Here is a 20,453-nt window from a genome sequence, read left to right as displayed (position 1 = left end):
CTCAGAAAGGGCTGACTGGAGTATATATATTGAACAAGTGATTTTAATGCAAACTTGCTCAGGAATGTTTGCGGGCAAACTCTTGCATGAAGCTGACCAGGGCCTGTACACCTTCTATAGGCATGGCGTTATAAATCGATGCACGCATGCCGCCTACTGATTTATGGCCTTTCAATTGCAACAGGCCATTCGCCTTGGCTTCTGCCAGGAATGCCGCATTCAGATTTTCATCTTTCAGGTAGAAAGGCACATTCATACGCGAACGGCTGCCTTTTTCTACCCGGTTTTCATAAAAGTCTGTGGAATCCAGGTAGTCATACAACAGGTTGGATTTGGCAATATTCTTTTGCTCCATCGCTGCCACACCGCCCTGCTGCTTGAGCCACTGGAACACCAGGCCCGCGATATAAATCGCATAGGTCGGCGGGGTGTTGTACATGGAATCATTGTCGGCGACGATTTTCCAGTCAAAGGCGGATGGGCAGATCGGCAAGGCATGGCCTAGCAAATCTTCACGCACAATGACGATGGTCAGACCTGCCGGGCCGATATTCTTTTGCGCGCCACCAAAGATGACGCCATATTTGGACACGTCAATCACGCGTGACAATATGTGCGAAGACATATCGGCAACAATCGGCGCATCGCCAGTTTCAGCGGCGATATCCGGAGCAAAATTGTATTCGATACCATCTATGGTTTCATTGGTGCACAGATGCACATAGGCTGCACCTGGCGTCAATTTCCAGCTATCGCGTGGTGGCACGGTAGTAAACCCGCTGGCCTCGCCAGAAGCAGCGACATTCACATTGCCGTATTTTTTTGCTTCCTTGATGGACTTGCCAGTCCAGGAGCCAGTGTGGATGAAATCAGCCGTTGCCGGCTGCGGCTTGCGCCCCATCAGATTCATGGGAACGATAGCATTTTCACCCAGGCCACCACCTTGCAGGAACAGGATTTTATAATTGTCCGGCACCGCCAGCAGCTCGCGCAAATCACTTTGCGCAGCAGCGATAATGGACATGAATTCTGGCCCGCGGTGGCTCATTTCCATGACGGACATGCCACTGCCATGCCAGTCCAGCATTTCGGCAGCGGCTTGCTGCAATACCTCTTTCGGCAATACTGCCGGGCCTGCAGAGAAATTGTAGATCGTCGTCATGATGTTTTACTCCGCTGCGTCAGCTTCTGGTGCGCTGCCTTCCGCTTCGCCTGCACCGTTATCGCCTGTATCTACATCCGCATCTGTTTCAACAATACGTTGCAGACCGGACAGCTTGGTGCCATCTTCCACAGCAATCAGCGTCACACCCTGAGTTGCGCGACCCATTTCGCGGATCTCGGAAACACGGGTACGTATCAGGATACCACCAGTAGTGATCAACATGATTTCATCCGTTGTTTCAACCAGAGTAGCTGCCACAACCTTGCCGTTACGCTCGGAAGTCTGAATCGCGATCATGCCCTTGGTACCACGGCCGTGTCGCGTGTATTCAGTGATAGGTGTACGCTTACCGAAGCCGTTTTCAGTCGCAGTCAACACAGATTGCTGTTCATTTTCAGCTACCAGCAATGCAATGACTTGCTGACCTTCATCCAGATTCATACCACGTACACCACGGGCGGTACGGCCCATAGGACGTACATCGTTTTCATCAAAGCGTACAGCCTTGCCAGAATCAGAGAACAGCATGACGTCATGCTTGCCATCCGTCAGCGCTGCACCGATAAGGAAATCGCCCTCATCCAGATCAACCGCAATAATGCCGGCTTTACGTGGATTACTAAAGTCAGTCAAAGGTGTTTTCTTGACCGTGCCAAGGCTGGTGGACATGAAGACATAATGGTCTTCAGGGAAAGTACGGTTATCACCAGACAAAGGCAGGATGACCGTAATTTTTTCACCGTCCTGCAATGGGAACATGTTCACGATAGGCTTGCCGCGTGAAGTACGCGAGCCTTGTGGCACTTCCCATACCTTCAACCAGTACATGCGGCCACGGTTACTGAAGCACAGGATGTAATCATGGGTATTGGCCACGAAGAGTTGCTCAATCCAGTCATCATCCTTGGTTGCAGTCGCCTGCTTGCCACGACCACCGCGTTTTTGCGCACGGTATTCAGACAAAGGTTGCGACTTCATATAACCAGTGTGCGACAAGGTCACGACCATGTCTTGCGGCGTGATCAGGTCTTCTGTGCCCAGGTCAGTAGCGTTATGGGTGATTTCTGAACGGCGTACGTCTTTGTTGCCTTCGCCGTATTCATTGCGAGCCAGGGTCAGCTCATCAGTGATGATGACGGTGACGCGTTCTGGCTTGGACAAGATGTCCAGCAAATCGGCGATTTCTGCCATGACGTCTTTGTATTCGTTGACGATCTTGTCTTGTTCCAGGCCAGTCAGGCGTTGCAAACGCATTTGCAGGATTTCTTGCGCCTGGTCGTCAGACAATTTATACAGGCCATCAGGCTGTATGCCGTAATGCTTGGGCAAATTCTCAGGGCGGAAAGCATCAATGCCAGCTAAATTGTCAGCCGCAGTACGTGTCAGCATCTCGCGCACCATGGAACTATCCCAGGCACGGGTCATCAATTCCTGTTTCGCGATCGGTGGCGTCGGTGCAGCGCGGATGATGGCGATAAAGTCATCGATATTCGCCAGCGCAACTGCAAGGCCTTCCAGCACATGACCACGTTCACGCGCCTTGCGCAGCTCAAACAGAGTGCGGCGTGTCACAACTTCACGGCGATGTGACAAGAAGCAGGACAGCATTTCCTTCAGGTTCAGCAGTTTAGGCTGGCCATTCACCAGCGCCACCATGTTCATGCCGAAGGTGTCTTGCAACTGCGTTTGCTTGTACAAATTGTTCAGTACCACATCAGGTACTTCGCCACGCTTGAGTTCGATAACCACGCGCATGCCCGATTTATCGGATTCATCGCGGATGTCAGAAATACCATCGAGCTTTTTGTCACGTACCAGTTCAGCGATACGTTCCAGCAGGGATTTTTTATTGACCTGGTAAGGCAGTTCGTCAACGATCAGTGCCGTGCGATTTTCTTTGCCAAATTCTTCAAAGTGGGTCTTGGCGCGCATGACCACACGGCCACGACCAGTGCGGTAACCGTCGCGCACACCAGACACACCATAAATAATGCCACCAGTAGGAAAATCTGGCGCAGGGATGATCTCGATCAGTTCATCGATCGTGCAATCGCTATTGCGCAAGACATGCAGGGCACCGTTGATGATCTCTGTAATATTATGTGGCGGGATATTCGTCGCCATACCCACCGCAATACCGGATGCACCGTTGATCAGCAGATTCGGGATGCGGGTAGGCAGAACTGACGGCTCTCTTTCCTTACCGTCATAGTTGGGGACGAAGTCGACTGTTTCTTTTTCGATATCAGCCAGGATTTCATTGGCGATCTTGTCCAGACGGCACTCGGTATAACGCATCGCCGCAGCATTATCGCCATCGATGGAGCCGAAGTTACCCTGACCATCGACCAGGGTATACCGCAGGGAAAAATCCTGCGCCATACGCACCAGCGTGTCGTAAATGGAGGCATCGCCGTGGGGATGGTACTTACCCATGACTTCACCCACCACACGCGCACATTTGACGAATGGGCGGTTATAGACATTGTTCATTTCGTGCATCGCGAACAATACGCGACGATGCACAGGCTTTAAGCCATCACGCACATCCGGCAAAGCGCGACCTACGATAACGCTCATCGCGTAATCGAGATAGCTTTTGCGCATTTCTTCTTCAAGGGAAATCGGGAGTGTTTCTTTTGCGAATTGATCCATTGGCGGCCGGCGAATTAGAGCTTGGTTAATTAATAACGTCTTCGACTACGTCCTCAATAACATCTTATTAAGACTATTAAAGACTGACGTTTAACTCTTGATTCTAACATGCCTCCCACCCTGAATTCCATTTATAGCAATTAAGTCAGCCAAACTCTGCCTGTAGCCAGCAAAATTGCCAAGCAAGGGTTTGCAACACTGTCGTTCAAATGACAGCCTGAGCGCAAATTTATATGATTTAATCAAAAGCATAATAAAAAACACCCCTCAAAATAATCAACACCCCCACGGAGACAACCATGTTAAAGAATTTGACAGCACTTTGCGCGCTTGCAGCATTCACCCTCCCTATCGCAACAGTATTTGCCCAATCCAATCCAGCAGCACCTGCGTCAGCAGCACAAGGCGCAGAAGCCCCCGCCTCGGCCGCCGTACCAGCTACACCTCCAGCACCAGTCGCCCCGCCAGCACCACCTGCCCCACCCAAACGCTGCGACTTTGCCCTCACCCTGCCTAGCGATGAAATTTTCGAGCGCAACAAATCTACACTTAACAGCAAAGGCAAGGAACGCATCGACAATGAAGTCATGGCCAAATTAGCCAACTGTGCCAAAGTCGACCTGATCGTCGTCAGTGGCCATACTGACTTGAACGGTAGCCATGCGCAAACCCAAAAATCATCGGAAAAAAATGCCGATGCCGTGGTTGCCTACCTCGGCAGCAAGGGTCTGAATACTTCCATGGAGACCATGGGCATGGGCAAAACCCAACAAATCAAGGCTTGCGACGACAAACAGCCCAAAGCCAAATTGATGGAATGCATGGCACCAAACCGCCGCATTGTCATAGAGGGGCGTGGCCTGGCCAAATAAACTCAACGGGGAAAAGTCACCAAAGCTTGGCCTTAAATAAACAATTTCCCCTTTTGAAACTGGTATTAACTTGCCAAAGTGCATATTAAGTTGTAAATATGCGACATATTTGACTAAGTGTAACTTTGCCGATTTAACAATTTTCGTCTTAAACTTGCTGAATATGGCAAAATAGAACGAATGTTGATAAATGGCTTGATGATGTTTGACGAAATAGTAATGTCATCATCGCCGTGTTAATATGTGGTTTTATGCAGTAATTTCGCGCAGTTCATCTGCGGTAATAATCTCACCCGAGAGGAGAAATATGAAAAATTTAGTCAAGCTCGTTATCGCAGCGTCCGCAGTAGCATCCTTTTCTGCTTCCGCACAACAAGACATCATGGCCAACAAGCCACACAGCGCCTATGTACAAGATGGTCGCGGTGTAATTGCACGTGACCCATTTGGTCTGTGCTGGCGCACAGGCTACTGGACACCTGCTGACGCAGTTCCAGGTTGCGATGCACCACTGGTAAAACCAGCTGCACCAGCCGCAGTAACACCAGCACCGGCAGTAACACCAGTTGTGCCTCCAAAACCAGTTGCTCCACCTGCACCTACTTCTGAAAAAGTAACGTTCGCAGCTGATGCATTCTTTGATTTTGACAAAGCTGTTCTGAAACCAGAAGCTAAAGTCAAACTCGACGACATGGCATCCAAATTGAAATCCATCAATCTGGAAGTTGTGATTGCTGTTGGTCACACTGACTCTGTAGGCTCTGACGAATACAACCAAAAATTGTCTATCCGTCGCGCTGAAGCAGTCAAAGCTTACTTGGTAAGCAAAGGTATCGAAGCTAACCGTGTTTACACCGAAGGCAAAGGCGAAAAACAACCAGTAGCTGACAATAAAACAGCTGATGGCCGCGCCAAAAACCGTCGCGTTGAAATCGAAGTTGTTGGTACACGCAACTTGAAGAAATAATTCTCATCAATCAAGGTTTTAAGCTTTGATATGAGTAACAAACCCCGCTTTTGCGGGGTTTGTCGTTTTCTGGACACGCAAAACTATTGCTCTCTATGTTTGTCTTTCACCAATGCAGTACTAGTCCGAATCGCCTACAATAGCGGTTTCGCAGCTCATGCCCTGACCCGGCACTTCAGACCACATCATGTCGACCTTGAACGCTGATCCCGCAGAAATCCAGAAATTTAGTGAACTTGCCCATCGTTGGTGGGACCCCACTTCCGAATTCAAACCACTGCATGAAATCAACCCATTGCGACTGGAATGGATCAACCAGCGCGCACCGCTGGCGGGCAAGCAAGTCATCGACGTTGGTTGCGGTGGCGGCATCCTGGCAGAATCCATGGCAAAAAAAGGCGCCATAGTCACCGGCATAGACCTCTCTGACAAGGCGCTCAAAGTGGCAGACCTGCATGGCCTGGAATCTGGTGTGAGTGTGCGCTATAAAAAAATCGCCGCTGAAGACATGGCAGAAGCTGAGGCTGGCCAATTCGACATCGTCACCTGCATGGAAATGCTGGAACACGTGCCCGACCCCGCATCCATCATCAAGGCATGCGCCAAAATGGTCAAGCCCGGTGGCCATCTATTCTTTTCGACCCTGAACCGCAATGCCAAGGCCTATTTGTTCGCAGTCATCGGTGCAGAATACCTGCTGCAAATGCTGCCCAAAGGTACGCATGACTATGCCAAGTTCATCACGCCCGCAGAATTGTCACAAGACATACGCAATGCCGGTCTCGAATTACATGCGATGAAGGGATTGAGTTACAACCCCCTCACCCAAATCTATTCACTGAATGCTGATACCAGCGTCAACTACATGGTTGCCTGTACGCGCCCGCTGTGAACTTAACAAATCGCCTTCATCAATCATGAGGGCGTGCTTTTGATTTTTTATTATGCAAACTCCACAAGCAATCCTGTTTGACCTGGACGGTACACTGGCCGACACAGCCCCCGACCTGGCCGCAGCCGTCAATGTCATGCGGAAAAACCGCCAACTGGCACCCGTCCATTACCAAAGCTTGCGTCCCCATGCATCGGCCGGTGCACGCGGTTTACTGGGCGCTGGCTTTGGCATCAAGCCTGAACACCCAGACTACGAAGCCATGCGCGTTGAATTTTTAAATCAGTATGAATCTGCCATCGCCGTCCACAGCAAACTGTTCAAGCAAGTGCCTGACCTGCTGCGCGGCCTGGATGTCATGGGCGTAGCCTGGGGTATAGTCACCAACAAAGCCATGCGCTTCACGCGCCCGCTGATGCCATTGCTGGATTTGCAGGAAGCACGCTGCGTCATCTCCGGTGACACCACTCCCCATTCCAAACCCCACCCTGCCCCCTTGCTGGAAGCCGCAAGGCAATTGGGCATACGCTCAGAAAATTGCTGGTACGTCGGTGACGACCTGCGCGATATCCAAGCCGCCGAAGCCGCCGGCATGACCAGCGTCGCCGCCGCCTGGGGTTATTGTGGTGCCACCGAACCCAAACACTGGAAAGCCGACGCCATCATCGACAGCCCGCTGGAACTGCTGGAGCTGATACGCGCCAAACATTTACAGGCCGTAGGCTCTTGAAACTTCCGTACCAGGCTATATATGGGATATACTAGCAAAGCTTAGGGGTCGACCAGGTTTCGACAGGGGTTGCAAAGCAGCGCAGGGCATACCGAGGCCAGACTACCTCGTAAATACAATCTGAACTATATAACTGCAAACGATAACTCGTACGCATTAGCCGCTTAATACCGGCTAACCTTACACCACTTCGTCCATAGGGTGGGCTGGCAACAGCAGTAAGGACATTCATATGGAATCGTCTTGAGCCGGGTTACTTGACTCTCGATTAAATAATAGGTAACTCGTCCTGCCGCAGCGTGTGCGTCCGCGTCGTCAGGATTAAATCAAATGGCAGCACTAAGTATGTAGAACTGTCTGTAGAGTGCTTCTGGACGCGGGTTCGATTCCCGCCGACTCCACCAGAATATGAAAAGCCATCCAATTTATTGGGTGGTTTTTTTATTTTGATTGATTTAGTGGGTATACAACACACGGCACGCGGGGATGAATAGATGACACTGCACACTCATTAATACTTGATTTACGTATCCGAGAAGCTTGCAAGTTACAAAAGCAACAAATAAAAATTTTACAGTCTATGTAACTAGTTATGCTTGGCTTAAGCATTTATATTATAGACCTTAGTCTCTAAGACTAATTCTAATTTGGGAATTAGTTCGCCATAAAACCCACAAAAACTTAATGATCAATATATTTAAATGTAGAAATTCCTAATTGCCATGAGTGACAAAGAGGCAATAATTGAGAGGAAATCAATTCATTATCAAAATATTATTTCAACAAAAAGGAGTGCAAATGATTTATCCGCCACACGCTCTGTTAGATGCAATTCAGCGAGGTGAAATAATCCAAAATCTCTCTGAGCGGGAATTAAATGAGCCTGAAGGTGTGGGGTTTGACTTAAGAGTAGCGTCACTGTCAGAGATTACGAACGGAAGTGGCAGCCTTTTGCGAGAAACTAGACGCACACCAGACTCAACGCAACTCGAATTAAACTCAAATGAACTTTTCATTTTGCGGCCAGGGAAAACTTATTTGGCTACTACACTTGAGGAATTTTCATTACCCATACATTTGAGTGCAATTTTTTTCCCACGAAGTACACTCTTCCGTAGTGGCATACTCTTTCAATCTAGCATCCTTCCTCCTGGCTATAGTGGTCCGATGACCTTTGCACTCACAAATACGCACTACACTGATTTTGAAATTCAATTCGGAGCTAGATTTGCGCACGTAGTGATTATGGCGGTCGATGGCCAAGTTGACCCGTACAGAGGCCAATGGAATGAAGGAAGGATTTCACAACCCGATGATGAAAAGCAAATCTAATGACAATCCTCAAAATAAAAGGAAGAACGGTTCAAAACCAAGAGGAATTCATACGCAATTCCATGTCAAGTAATAGTCTGATATATACGAATGCAAAACTCGAAAATATAGAAGAATATTCAATTGAATTATCACTCGGTGCAGGTTGGAACCAAAACTATAGTGATGAAAACAAAAATCTGATTAAGATTACTGACTCAATCACAATTCAACGAAATGAATCAATAGTCGTGGAAGTAGCCGAAGAAATAAGGGTTCCACATAATCGATATGGAATTGTACTTCCTACAGGAAGCATGTTCTTGTCCCGTGGGATCATAGTAACACCCGCAAAAGTAGAACCGTCCTTTAACGGGAAATTGAAACTCAGACTCTTTAATACTACGAGTAGAAAAGTCGAAATTGCGCGGGGAGCAAAACTTGGTTCAGTTATTTTTCTCTCAACCGAATCAACCATCCAACATGAACCAATTCATCGATTCGCAGAGATTTCAGATATTCCTGAAACAAAATGTGCCAAATTGAAAAGATGGCTCGCCGCAAATCCAACGACTTGGATAACTTGGCTTATTACCTTCTTAACTGGCTCGCTGGCAACATTCGTATTAACCTACCTCTTATACTACAAACCAATGTTGGAAAGTAAATCGCCGCAGACATCTAACACTAAGCAAGCCACATCAAATCAAGTAGCGCCAAAACCATAACATCAAAGAATCATGATCATAATAGAAAAAAATCTAGAGCAGCTAACCCAGCAATACGGCATTTGTGACAGGAGCTTAGTTGACGATTTTTCCCTCAAAGTTCAACTAGGGAATCATTGCTATAGACCTAAAATATATGACAAGCCTGTGGTTTTTGGGTTGCTTCCCAATCCAACTGATATTTTTCATGAAAAAGAAACACTCCAACAAAATCTGGTACTGAAACCCGGTGAGCAGCTTATAACTTGCAGCAAACATATTTATAAAATCCCACTTGATTATTTTGGTTTGCTTCAGACGAAAGGAACTCTTGCCAGACTTTTTGTTGTGGCGTCATGTAATGACGGACAAATAGAGCCAGGATTTGAAGGATATATAACATTTGAGCTAGTAAATCATTCCCCTTGGGTTATAGAAATACCGTCAGGAAGTGATATAGCGCAAATGTATTTAATTAAATGCTCAAGTCCCGCAGAAAACGCTTACAAGGGCCGGTACAGCGAAGTCGCAAAACAGGGCGCTACCATACCTATTTTTAATATATAAAATACAATTATCAAAATCTGCCCTGCGTGGTTCATCTGCGGCATTTCAATATAACGGTGAGAATGACCGGATTCGATCCCATAGCAGACGCCCATTTGCCGACCTCTGTCAAGTGGTCAAACTGGCGCAGTGCCCAATCTGGTCATCCATTGAAAGGGGGGAGTGATGCGCCTGATTGCAGCAAGGATGCCATCGCTTCTGCAGTCATCGGGCGGGCCAAATAGTAGCCTTGGCCCTCGTCGCACTCCTGATCAAGAAGAATTGCATACTGCTCAGGTGTTTCCACACCTACCGCAATAACGCGCATCTTTAGGCTTTTGCCCATGCTAATCACGGCATTGACGAGACTGGCATCGTTCGTGTCGCTGGTCATGTGATTCACGAACGATTGGTCGATCTTCAGGGTATCGATCGGAAACTGTCTCAGATAACTCAGACTGGAATAGCCAGTGCCGAAATCATCGACCGTAAGCTTTATGCCCAAGTCGTGCAGCGCAAGCAGCGCGGAATTTGTAAATTCAGCGTCTTGCATGAGAACACTCTCGGTCAATTCGAGTTCCAGATAGCGCGGCTCCATGCACGTATCCGCGAGGACCGCACTTATATTTTCAAGAAAACCCTCGGAACGGAACTCAAGCGCGGAGCAGTTGACTCCGACGATAATTGGAGGCAAACCAGCCTGCTGCCAAGCCCGGGCCTGGGTACAGGCTTCGCGCAGCACCCAGCGGCCGATTGGCAATATCAGACCACATTCTTCGGCAATGTCCACAAACTGCTCTGGTGGTACCAAGCCTCGTTCCGGATGCTGCCAGCGGATGAGCGCCTCGACGCCGACTATGGCGCCGCTATGAAGATTTACTTTCGGCTGGTAGTGCAACACAAATTCCTGCCGCTCCAGAGCGCGACGCAGGTTCGCTTCAGTGGATTGCCGCTTGATGGCCCGATCATTCATTTCTTGCTTGAAGAATTGAAAATTGTCGCGTCCGTTTTCCTTTGCATGGTACATCGCGGTGTCTGCACTTTTGATCAGCGCTTCGGCATCCTTACCGTCGTCGGGGTAGATGCTGATACCTATACTGACGCTGATATGGAGGTCGTGTTGGTCGATCGAGTGAGGCAACGCGAGCGTCGCGAGTATTTTTCGCGCACACAGCGCCGCGTATTCTGCGTTATTTATCGCGGGAAGCAGCACGACGAATTCGTCCCCTCCCTGACGACTGACGGTGTCCGAGTGACGCACGCAAGCCACTAAGCGTTGGGCAACTGACAGCAATAATTGGTCGCCAACCGTATGACCTAGAGAATCGTTAATATTTTTAAAGCGATCCAGATCCATAAACATCAACGCAAGTTGCCTGCCTTCGCGACGCGCCAACTCAATCGCTTGGCCAAGTCGGTCTTGCAGAAGAATTCGATTCGGCAAATTGGTGAGGACATCATGATGGGCCAAATGATCAAGCTCGACTTTCGTCGTCTCGATAGTTTCAAGCAGTTTCTGTGTTTCAATTGTTGCGGTGACCAGATGCGCGTTTGCTTGCTGTAACATAACCAGGCGATCGTCGGCCGACCCCAATATCGTCTCTGATGCGCAAATTTCCTGCTCGCGCAAGGTTACTGCACCTTCGCGCGTCCGTGCGTCTCCTTCTCGCGCCTGCGCCGATCCCTCGCGCAGATGGGTCGCGTCTTCACGCAAATCGACGGCATTTTCTCGTAAATGCGCGGCGTCTTCTCGTGAAGAGATCAATTTTTCGCGGTTTATAACAGATGCTTCGCTCTCAATGACAGCGCTTTCCCTAGAGAGGATATTTTTTTCGGGCACAGCAACTGACAACTCGTCTTGGTGCTGGCCTGACGCATCCGGTTTGCCGGGGTCATCGCTATGAGAGGCTTTTGTCATTGTCGTTGTCATTTCTGTTCATTAGCGATCTCTACCAACTGGTCATTCTAGCCCCGGAGCAATCCTGGGCCGACCCGTCATGATTCCGGCATACGCAGATAAGGGCGCGCCAAGAATTATGCCTTCGTCTGAAATGTCAAACAGCCGAATCTGCTTACTGTGCTGACTTCCACGGACCTTCACGACCGACATGGCGCGTTTGAATTCGCCGTCAATTTCAATATAGCGATGCACGATAATGGCGTCAGCGAGAAATGCACTTCCAAATGGACTAAAGCGCAAATCGGTGTAACGATCTTCCAATTCCGAAGTCATTAATATAGTTACGCCCATGCCATTAAGCTCGGCCACCATCCGATATAGCGATGCGCGAAAATCTTCTTGAAACTCCGGTGCAAGTGCCAGCTCAAATCCAGACAAGGAGTCAATGACAACACGCGTTGCTTTCATTCGAGTTATCATATCGATCAAGTCATGCAAGGTTTGATCGATCGACAAATCCAAGGCGCGCGTCTCGATCACGCCAACTTGGTTAGCCTTGACCAACGCATTGACCTGGTTGCTGAGCAATTGGCTCGGACTCTTCTCAAATGCTGCAATCACACCTTTTTCGCCCCGGCGCGCGCCTTCGGCGAGAAATTGCGTGGCCAATATCGTTTTCCCCGAACCGGACGGCCCCACCACAAGCAGCGAATATCCCGGCGGCAAGCCACCGCCCAACATGTCATCCAGGCCGGCTATTCCCATCGGAACACGTTCCTCCTCAACGGCCACCTTCACTGTCGACTCAGCCTCTGCACCCGCATTGACAATTGCGCGTGGGTAAATCTCAATTCCTTCTTTACTAATGCGGAACGTATGCAAACCTGGCGCCTGGGATTGACCACGGATTTTGACCACTTGAATCTTGCGCACGAGTGAATTGCGGAGCAAATTCTGCGTCAACCATAAAATGCCATCGGCAATAGTAAAGACAGGGCTTGATTCTGATTCCGGGATTAAATATTCACCGATTAAAAAGGTTGTAGCCTGCCAGCTTGTCATTTGTATGCCAAGTTGCTGCACGAACCGCTGAATCTCTGACTCCCCATGCCCCGTATCCTTCGCCGAATGCGCAATTGATCGAAACGAGTCAACAAAAACAAGGCTGGGCGCATAGCTTTTTACTTCTTTGGTAATGCGTAACAGGACGCGGTCAAAATCTCCATCTCCGAGGTCTTCAGATAAGTTGACATAGCGTATCGAGTCTTTTAACTTGCTGGTTTCAAAAAATGGAAATTGCTGTTGATGTCGGAGCATCTTCAAAGTTGGCTCGCCTAACACTGTAAAAAACAAAGCCCGATTATTCTGGCTTGCCAGAGAGAACATGATCTGATGAGCGAGCGTTGTTTTGCCGCTTCCCGGTGCGCCGGCAATCAGGTTAAATGAGAATTCCGGCAAACCTCCACCCAACAGGTTGTCCAGACCAGATACGCCCGTTTTCAGGCGACGTATGGTTACTTTTCCATTCATTTTGAGCGCATTGTCAATCAGATCAGCAGTTTCCTGCCGCTCGGACGTCACTTTTTCATTCATTTTGAGCTCCTTGTCAATCCTATCCGTCTCGTCAGTGCTCCAAGCTGAGTTTAAAATGTCGGCCGTCAATTGCTCGCCAATTAACCAGGCGAGCAGGTCCGCGAAAGTGATCAGAAGCAGAGCATTTGCTGCGCTGGCTTGCGCACGCGTTTGCCCTTCAAAGCACATTTTTAATTCAGCGAAGCGGTGATCATTCTGTGTTGACAATGAATCCGGCGCGAGCCAAGGAAATGTTGCTTGAGAAAGACATACACTTCTTTCGTAAAGAGACTCAAAACCACTTTCACCGACGATTGGAATAATTTTTTCCGCTGACTTTTCCCATAAAAGAATCACGCGATCCGCACCTTGCTCAGTACGCTGAATCACGTTATTTACTATTACTTGGTGCCGCGGAAGCTCACTCGATTCCATTTTGTTCCCATCATTGACCGACCCATCTACCGATCTGGGTGGAATATAGCTTAAACAGTTTTGCAGCATGGTATTTACAGCTTACGGCCCAACGCGGGCATTGTCTGTGTGCTAACGTACGCACGGAGCAACTAGCGCGTACAGCGATTGGCCGCAGTTTAAAAATGACGCGTAATGAACGGCGCGACAGGGAGAGGTCGCCGTCCGCAGGGGGAGGCGGCATTCGGTTTTTAAAAAGCAGTCGATCGGTTGTGTGTTTGGCAATGAGATTGGAATTAATTCTGTACGAACGCTCTCCTTAAGTCCTCGATGTGGACGACACGTTGACCAACGTCTGCTTACCCATTGACAGCGGCCAGTCATGGCAAAATTGCCGTACTTCCGCTTGGGTTAAGGTTTGTCAGTTGCCCGCCCATACGCGCAAACCTATCAAGTACCTGTAACACTTGCGGGCGGACGACTGGGAGGACTCCAGGAAAGAAACCGCAGGAAACTGCCGTGGGCTCAGAGTGAGCGACGGTCCATGGGGATTTGGTGGCTATTTCTGGTCATTTGCGACCATAGCAGAACCTGTTTGATTCATTCTGACCTCGGTGAGATAAGCACTGCGTCCAAATAATTCCACCTCAATACAGTGATTCTGGAGGCGATTAAAAGCGAGACAGAGCTGTCGATGATCTTGCTTCGATTTGCTGTCGCGGAGTTCGGCCGCAAAGTGACAGCAGGAAGGCATCGGGTAATACTGCAGGCGATCTCAAAAACTTGTGGCGGGTTTGAGTGAAAATCAGTGGCAGGTTTAAGACGCAAATTGGTGGTGTTTTTGCACCTGCGTAATTCCTCTCAAAGACTATTTTATTTTCTTCAACTGCTCCAGCAATTGCTTCTGCTGCTCGCCCAGCTCGTCTAGGCGAAGTTGCTGTGTTTTGGGTTGATTTTTTTCAGGCGCATTTTGTGTCGATCCACCGCCACTCTGGGCAATAATCATGTGTCTATCAATAGACGCTGAGTTCAGCATATTGATTAAATCAACGTATGCCTGAATTGGTGCGTCTTTGTCGGCGTTGATGAGAGCGTAACTAGCTGCATGCGTATTTCTGGCTTGGACCAAGGCATCATTCAGGTTCGCGATCTTGTCCTGCTTATAGGCTACAATCGGCGCCTTGGTTTTCCCATCTTTGTCATTCAGTTGCAAGGCATAGTCGCCACCCGCAGAAATCTGGACAGTGAGATATACAGCGTTCTTGGGTAAGCCATCTAACGGCACATGCACAGTACATTGACTCGTTTCTGTCGCCAGTATAAATTTCCTGGTAGTTTGCAAAGCCACTGTGGACATAACACTAACAAGGTATTGGAATTTGGTAGCGCGCTCCGCTTTGATGGTGATCGCAACATCACTTGCGCCACTCTTCACTTCCAGCAATTCTTTATTCAATGTAGCTAATTGACCAGCGCCAACCAATACTCCCGATTTTTTTTGGCTCTTATCCTGGTCCGAGCCAAGTGTGTAAGCTCCTTTTGCAGTCAGTGATATGGTCATTGAGCTTGTTTTGACAGGAGTGTTTGCAGCAACCGCCGTCGCTTGATTTTTGTTGGCGGCGCTTTGCATCTGTGCATGGGTAACCGCTGAAAATCCAATCGTCAAACCGACCAAGATGAAGTTAAGTTTCATACTCATTCCTAATGCAAAAAGACTTTCTGAAGTCAAAGAAATTCAAGCATTGATCATGATTGAATCAATATAATCCGGACGGTACCACCAGCGCATCAACCCTAATTTAAGGCTGGAGCAAGAGCGCATATCCTATACCCTGGTCATCAACAAGCTTGCGTCATTGTATAGCGCTACGCCCCCCCCTTTGAGCGCCTGCTCAGCTGCCATCGCCACGGGTATGAAACGCGATCACATGGTCGATTTCCAGCCGTATCCCTATCTGCTCACCCAGCGCATGGTTATGGTGACTGGGCACCAGGGACAGTACGCGGCTGCCACTGCTTAATTCCAGTGTGTACAAAAATTCTGCTCCCCGGAATGCCTTGGACACCACGGTTGCAAGTACGGGGCTGAGGTCATCGTGAATGATGTCGTCGGGCCTGACGAGCACATCTACCATGCAACCCAGGCAGCAGTCTTCTGGCATTCTGGCGGGTACGATACCCAATTCGATTTCTATTTTATCGGGTGCAAGTACGGTGCCGGAGATGAAGACCCCTTCACCAATGAAGTCGGCGACGAAGCGATTGTCCGGTTGATGATATAAATTGTAAGGCGTATCCCATTGCTGCATCTGGCCCTGATGCAAGACGCCGATTTCATCCGCAATGGCAAATGCTTCATTCTGGTCATGCGTAACCAGTATCGCTGTGGTGTTTTGCTGTTTCAGTATGGCTCTGACTTCCAGGCCCAGGCGTTCACGCAATTCTGTATCAAGATTGGAAAATGGCTCATCCAGCAATAGCAAGTCTGGCTTGGGTGCCAGTGCACGGGCCAGGGCAACACGTTGCTGCTGCCCGCCAGACAGTGCATGCGGATAAGCATGGCGGACTTCATTCAGACCTACGATGTCAAGCAATTCTGCCACGCGCAAGCCACGCTCTGCCTTGCCCATGGCATGCAGGCCAAATGCGATATTGCTCTGCACATCAAGATGCGGGAACAAGGCATAATCCTGGAACACCATACCAATATGGCGCTGATGCGCAGGCAAGGAAAATTGTGCGGTACTGACCAGCTGGCCATTCACATGTATGCTGCCCTGGCCTATGGATTCAAAACCTGCGATACATCGCAAGACTGTTGTCTTGCCACATCCTGATGGCCCCAGCAAGCATGCTATCTGCCCTTTCTCCAGAGAGAATCCCAGTCCTGAGAAGGTGTTCCTGTCTTGATAGGCATGGGCAATTCCACTCAATGTCAGTACCGGATTGGCGCGCTTTTCTGGTGTAGCTGATGCACTCATATTTTTGCTTTAGTGTTCTGATTGGCGAGTCAACAGGATCACCGGTATCAAACCAGCCAGCACCAGAGCCATGGCGGGCAAGGCGGCGCGATCCCATTGTCCTTCTGAGGTCATTTCAAAGATGCGTACGGATAAGGTATCCCAGCCAAATGGCCTGGTCATCAAGGTAATCGGCATCTCTTTCATGACATCGACAAATACCAGCAAGCCTGCACTGACGATACCTCCACGCAGCAAGGGGAAATACACTTGCCGGAATAGTGCTGGGCCGGTGACACCCATGCTGCGCGCTGCGTCTTCCTGGTTGCGGGTAATGCGCTGCATTGCGCTGTCTATGGCGTTAAAGCCAGGTGCCAGAAAGCGTGCGACATACGCCAGCAACATCACGACCAGCGTCCCACGCAGGATGCTGCTGTCCTTGATATCCAGCCAGTGCTTGAGAAATGCCAGCATCTGATTATCCAGCCAGGCCACCGGAATAAAAATGCCGACCGCCAGCACGGTGCCGGGGATGGCATAACCCAGGGTAGACAGGCGCGCAAAGAACAAAGTCGGCCAGTCTTTGTACAGACGCAATGCATAAGCCAGTACCAGTGCTGCAGCCACGACCAAAACAGCCGCCATGCCGGACAATAAAATCGAATGCCAGACAAATGCAGGGTAACGGGCATCGAAATCAGTTGCAAATACCTGCACACTCCACACCAATAACTGCGCCACTGGTATCACAAATGCGACTGCCAGCACGGCACTGGCATAACAACAAGCCAGCCAGCGCGAACGTCGGCCCAGATGAATTTTGGATTGATTGGATTTGCCAATAACGTTATAGCGCTTATCACCGCGCAAAAAATGCTCGCCCAGCGCCAGCATCAATACCAGTAGCACCAGAATCGAAGCTAGCTGAGAAGCTGCCGACAGTGAAAACAAACCAAACCAGGCTTTGTAGATTGCGGTGGTGAAGGCATCATAATTGAAGACTGACACTGTGCCAAAATCTGCCAATGCTTCCATCAGGGCCAACAAGATGCCACCCGCTATCCACGGGCGCGCCATGGGTAGGGCGATTTTGTAGAAGCCTTGCCAACGCGACAGGCCCAGCGACTGACCGACTTCGAGCGAACGTTTGCCCTGCGTCAAAAAAGCATTACGCGCCAGTAAATAGACATAGGGGAACAGTGCCATGGACATCACCAGTATGACGCCACCGGTAGATCGTATGCGTGGGAACCAGGCACTGCTGCCAAACCAGTCGCGCAACAAGGTCTGCAACGGCCCGGTAAAGTCCAGCAAACCTATGCTGACGAAGGCTGTCACATAGGCCGGGATGGCCAATGGCAATACCAGTGCCCACGCGAAGAACCGTCGCCCTGGAAACTCGCACACGGCTGTCAGCCATGCCAGGCTGACGCCCAGCAAACCAGTACCCACCGCCACGCCCAGTAGCAGCCAGAGCGTGTTCAAGAACAAGTCTGGCAATACATACTGAGCCAGATGCTTCCAAATTTCTGGCTGCGGCGTCAAAAACGAAGCCAACACCACGACCAGGGGTATCAAGGTAAGCATAGAAACCAGACCGGCGGCCAAACGCCACCCTGTCAACCACCTTTTTGCAGCCAAGCAGTATTGGTATATAGGTATCAAAATATACTTAAAAACGACAATTCAAAAAATGGAAAAAGCGAGCACTGGATTGCTCGCTTTTTTGTAAGCCTGCCCTCTTTCAAGAGCAAGCATCGACTATCAATGAACAGCTTTACTTATAACCCGCCCGGTCCATCAGCTTGACTGCATTTGCTTGCAATTCGCCCGCCTTGGTGACATTGATCAAGTTTTGCTTGAATGTTCCCCAGGCCAGCAGTTTTGCATGCGGTTTGATCGCTGGATTGGCAGGGTACTCCATGTCCAGATCGGTAAACAGATTTTGTGCTTTATCCGAAGACAGCCATTCTATCAATTTCTGTGCGCCTGCCGGATTTTTTGCGTGACGGGTGATGCCCGCACCCGACACATTGACGTGGACGCCCTTGGTCTTTTGGTTGGCCCAATACACGGCAACCGGCAATTTGGGATTTTTGTCCATCAAACGGCCATAGTAATAAGTGTTGGCAATACCAACATCACATTGACCTGCGCCCACAGCCTCAAGCATCTTGGTATCGTCAGGGAATACATCTGTTGCCAGATTACTTACCCAGCCTTTGATAATTTGTTCTGTCCTGGGCTCACCATGTTCTTCTATCATCATTGCGGTCAGGGACTGGTTGTACACCTTCTTGGAAGTACGCAGGCACAGGCGCCCCTTCCATTTTGCATCAGCCAGATCTTCATAGCTTGAGAGGTCTTCTGGTTTGACTTTTTGTGTGTTGTAGAAAATCGTACGGGCACGCACCGACAAACCTACCCACATATTTTTAGGATCACGCAAGTGCGCCGGGATGTTGGCATTGAGTATCGGGGAATTAACTGCTTGCAACAAACCCTGATTGGCTGCCTGCCACAAATTACCTGCATCCACAGTAATGAATACGTCGGCAGAAGTATTTGCACCTTCAGCTTTGAGCCGCTCCATCAGCGGCCCTTCCTTGTCGGTGACGAACTTGACATTGACGCCTGTTTGCTTGGTGTAAGCGTCAAACAGGGGTTTGATCAATTGTTCGTTGCGGGCCGAGTAGACAACCACTTCTTCAGACCAGGCAGCTGTGGAGCAGGACAACAAAGCAAGGGATGCAGCAATCACCGATTTCAGATTTTTCACTTGTGGCACCTAATAGCGATAAGAAGACCAAAATTTAACACAAATGAGTATCATTATCAATTCCAACAAGCTTGCACTTGAGTTGATCTGGACAGCATGTATGGTGAGCTGCTTTCTCCTATCCGCGGATATTCGTCACATTTTGATTCATCCATTGCCTGATAAAGCATAAAAACATCCATCGTTTGATCCCGGACAAGTTTGCGCCATGCTTCATATAAAAAGCATCAGGCGTCTCGAATACGCCAAAGTCAGCGTTGATGCCATCTTTTTGTATATAGGTGTCACTTCCCTTCCAGTCAATTTGCGGGTTTTGTAAATCTGGCGTTGCGGCACCATAGCCACAAAACGCTCCCTGCTGACTTGAAAATCTTTGCTGTAATTGGCACAGGTATTTTTTATCGAGGATAAAGCCTTCCAGATTAAGCCAGCGCCCGCCAAACCAGACCTCAACCCAGCTATGGATGATGCTGCGAGGTGCGAGGACATAAGCGAGGCCAGTGATAGCACCCTTTTGCAAAGCCTTGTCTATGGTGAAACCGTGGAAACGGCAAGGTACGTCCAGCGCACGCAACAATGCCATCAATAAAGTACCCTTGGTATTGCACTGCCCTATACCGTCCGCCAGCACTTGAGAGGCAGGCAGATCATCTGCCGTGTTATAGCCAAAGGCTACTTCGTCGCGCACAAAATTATAAACTGCACCTATGCGGCCAAATTCATCCAGGCTACGCCACCCACGCCCGGCAATCAATGCTTGTATGGATGGGTGCTGGTAGTCCAGCAAAGCACTGGGATGCAACAACACATTGGCGCCCTCCAAACCGCCAGCTTGTGCGCCTTTAATCGTACCTTCAATTGTCATATCAGTCATGATTGCTTGCCTTTCAGTGTTAAGGATGAATACAGCATCCATTTAAAACCCCGTAGTCACTACGGGGTCAAGCAGTATTCAAGCAAAGCAATGATGGAAACAATGCGCC

16 protein-coding genes and 1 other RNA gene are annotated in these 20,453 nt (G+C 49.3%); 8 read left to right on the top strand and 9 right to left on the bottom strand.

Annotated features, from left to right (window positions below):
- Window positions 1-58: 58 nt before the first annotated feature.
- Window positions 59-1,162: a 3-phosphoserine/phosphohydroxythreonine transaminase gene (gene serC / locus Q8K39_RS17695; protein WP_305262267.1), complete on the bottom strand. Its 1,104-nt coding sequence runs from the start codon at window positions 1,160-1,162 to the stop codon at window positions 59-61.
- Window positions 1,163-1,168: 6 nt separating this feature from the next.
- Entirely contained in the window at window positions 1,169-3,820 is a 2,652-nt protein-coding gene (gene gyrA / locus Q8K39_RS17690; RefSeq protein ID WP_305262265.1) for a DNA gyrase subunit A, read from the bottom strand.
- A 299-nt stretch (window positions 3,821-4,119) separates the two neighbouring features.
- Here gyrA and Q8K39_RS17685 point away from each other — a divergent pair, with 299 nt between their 5' ends.
- From Q8K39_RS17685 to Q8K39_RS17650, 8 genes are all read left to right on the top strand, one after another.
- On the top strand, window positions 4,120-4,692 hold the full coding sequence (locus Q8K39_RS17685) for an OmpA family protein (RefSeq protein WP_305262263.1): 573 nt from the start codon (window positions 4,120-4,122) through the stop codon (window positions 4,690-4,692).
- A 307-nt stretch (window positions 4,693-4,999) separates the two neighbouring features.
- Window positions 5,000-5,659: an outer membrane protein OmpA gene (ompA, locus tag Q8K39_RS17680; protein ID WP_305262261.1), complete on the top strand. Its 660-nt coding sequence runs from the start codon at window positions 5,000-5,002 to the stop codon at window positions 5,657-5,659.
- 187 nt (window positions 5,660-5,846) lie between these two features.
- Complete coding sequence (gene ubiG / locus Q8K39_RS17675) at window positions 5,847-6,551, top strand: bifunctional 2-polyprenyl-6-hydroxyphenol methylase/3-demethylubiquinol 3-O-methyltransferase UbiG (protein ID WP_186952909.1); 705 nt, start codon at window positions 5,847-5,849, stop codon at window positions 6,549-6,551.
- A gap of 52 nt (window positions 6,552-6,603) precedes the next feature.
- Complete coding sequence (locus tag Q8K39_RS17670; RefSeq protein ID WP_305262259.1) at window positions 6,604-7,281, top strand: HAD family hydrolase; 678 nt, start codon at window positions 6,604-6,606, stop codon at window positions 7,279-7,281.
- Window positions 7,282-7,325: 44 nt separating this feature from the next.
- Window positions 7,326-7,685, top strand: a transfer-messenger RNA (tmRNA) gene (gene ssrA, locus Q8K39_RS17665).
- 340 nt (window positions 7,686-8,025) lie between these two features.
- A complete protein-coding gene (locus tag Q8K39_RS17660; protein ID WP_305262257.1) occupies window positions 8,026-8,613 on the top strand; it encodes a hypothetical protein in 588 nt (195 codons plus the stop codon).
- Complete coding sequence (locus tag Q8K39_RS17655; RefSeq protein ID WP_305262255.1) at window positions 8,613-9,320, top strand: hypothetical protein; 708 nt, start codon at window positions 8,613-8,615, stop codon at window positions 9,318-9,320. The genes Q8K39_RS17660 and Q8K39_RS17655 overlap by 1 nt, the downstream gene beginning before the upstream one ends.
- Before the next feature lie 12 nt (window positions 9,321-9,332).
- Window positions 9,333-9,866 (top strand): hypothetical protein, encoded by a 534-nt coding sequence (locus Q8K39_RS17650; protein WP_305262253.1) that lies wholly within the window; start codon window positions 9,333-9,335, stop codon window positions 9,864-9,866.
- 142 nt (window positions 9,867-10,008) lie between these two features.
- Here Q8K39_RS17650 and Q8K39_RS17645 read toward each other — a convergent pair whose 3' ends face one another.
- From Q8K39_RS17645 to Q8K39_RS17615, 7 genes are all read right to left on the bottom strand, one after another.
- Entirely contained in the window at window positions 10,009-11,775 is a 1,767-nt protein-coding gene (locus Q8K39_RS17645; protein WP_305262251.1) for a bifunctional diguanylate cyclase/phosphodiesterase, read from the bottom strand.
- 30 nt (window positions 11,776-11,805) lie between these two features.
- A complete protein-coding gene (locus Q8K39_RS17640) occupies window positions 11,806-13,752 on the bottom strand; it encodes an ATPase domain-containing protein (RefSeq protein WP_305262249.1) in 1,947 nt (648 codons plus the stop codon).
- Window positions 13,753-14,599: 847 nt separating this feature from the next.
- Window positions 14,600-15,424 (bottom strand): biopolymer transporter ExbD, encoded by an 825-nt coding sequence (locus Q8K39_RS17635; RefSeq protein ID WP_305262247.1) that lies wholly within the window; start codon window positions 15,422-15,424, stop codon window positions 14,600-14,602.
- Window positions 15,425-15,623: 199 nt separating this feature from the next.
- Window positions 15,624-16,712, bottom strand: coding sequence for an ABC transporter ATP-binding protein (locus Q8K39_RS17630; protein WP_305262245.1), 1,089 nt, complete (start codon window positions 16,710-16,712; stop codon window positions 15,624-15,626).
- A 9-nt stretch (window positions 16,713-16,721) separates the two neighbouring features.
- Window positions 16,722-18,278 (bottom strand): iron ABC transporter permease, encoded by a 1,557-nt coding sequence (locus tag Q8K39_RS17625; RefSeq protein ID WP_305262243.1) that lies wholly within the window; start codon window positions 18,276-18,278, stop codon window positions 16,722-16,724.
- Between the two features lie 190 nt (window positions 18,279-18,468).
- Window positions 18,469-19,470: an extracellular solute-binding protein gene (locus Q8K39_RS17620; protein ID WP_305262241.1), complete on the bottom strand. Its 1,002-nt coding sequence runs from the start codon at window positions 19,468-19,470 to the stop codon at window positions 18,469-18,471.
- Between the two features lie 118 nt (window positions 19,471-19,588).
- On the bottom strand, window positions 19,589-20,335 hold the full coding sequence (locus Q8K39_RS17615) for a transglutaminase family protein (RefSeq protein ID WP_370868637.1): 747 nt from the start codon (window positions 20,333-20,335) through the stop codon (window positions 19,589-19,591).
- Between the last annotated feature and the right edge of the window lie 118 nt (window positions 20,336-20,453).

Origin of the sequence: Undibacterium sp., from assembly GCF_030683615.1 — a bacterium.
GTDB classification, from domain to species: Bacteria; Pseudomonadota; Gammaproteobacteria; order Burkholderiales; family Burkholderiaceae_D; genus Undibacterium; species Undibacterium umbellatum.
The sequence above is the reverse complement of the archived record's forward strand: the minus strand, read 5'-3'. Positions and strand labels throughout refer to the sequence as shown.

What these genes read in the sequence shown, in the direction of transcription:
- gyrA (WP_305262265.1), bottom strand. Translation starts at nt 3,820, where the DNA reads ATGGATCAATTCGCAAAAGAAACACTCCCGATTTCCCTTGAAGAAGAA.
- Q8K39_RS17685 (WP_305262263.1), top strand. Translation starts at nt 4,120, where the DNA reads ATGTTAAAGAATTTGACAGCACTTTGCGCGCTTGCAGCATTCACCCTC.
- serC (WP_305262267.1), bottom strand. Translation starts at nt 1,162, where the DNA reads ATGACGACGATCTACAATTTCTCTGCAGGCCCGGCAGTATTGCCGAAA.
- Q8K39_RS17645 (WP_305262251.1), bottom strand. Translation starts at nt 11,775, where the DNA reads ATGACAACGACAATGACAAAAGCCTCTCATAGCGATGACCCCGGCAAA.
- Q8K39_RS17640 (WP_305262249.1), bottom strand. Translation starts at nt 13,752, where the DNA reads ATGGAATCGAGTGAGCTTCCGCGGCACCAAGTAATAGTAAATAACGTG.
- ubiG (WP_186952909.1), top strand. Translation starts at nt 5,847, where the DNA reads ATGTCGACCTTGAACGCTGATCCCGCAGAAATCCAGAAATTTAGTGAA.
- Q8K39_RS17655 (WP_305262255.1), top strand. Translation starts at nt 8,613, where the DNA reads ATGACAATCCTCAAAATAAAAGGAAGAACGGTTCAAAACCAAGAGGAA.
- Q8K39_RS17630 (WP_305262245.1), bottom strand. Translation starts at nt 16,712, where the DNA reads ATGAGTGCATCAGCTACACCAGAAAAGCGCGCCAATCCGGTACTGACA.
- Q8K39_RS17670 (WP_305262259.1), top strand. Translation starts at nt 6,604, where the DNA reads ATGCAAACTCCACAAGCAATCCTGTTTGACCTGGACGGTACACTGGCC.
- ompA (WP_305262261.1), top strand. Translation starts at nt 5,000, where the DNA reads ATGAAAAATTTAGTCAAGCTCGTTATCGCAGCGTCCGCAGTAGCATCC.
- Q8K39_RS17650 (WP_305262253.1), top strand. Translation starts at nt 9,333, where the DNA reads ATGATCATAATAGAAAAAAATCTAGAGCAGCTAACCCAGCAATACGGC.
- Q8K39_RS17635 (WP_305262247.1), bottom strand. Translation starts at nt 15,424, where the DNA reads ATGAAACTTAACTTCATCTTGGTCGGTTTGACGATTGGATTTTCAGCG.
- Q8K39_RS17615 (WP_370868637.1), bottom strand. Translation starts at nt 20,335, where the DNA reads ATGACAATTGAAGGTACGATTAAAGGCGCACAAGCTGGCGGTTTGGAG.
- Q8K39_RS17625 (WP_305262243.1), bottom strand. Translation starts at nt 18,278, where the DNA reads ATGCTTACCTTGATACCCCTGGTCGTGGTGTTGGCTTCGTTTTTGACG.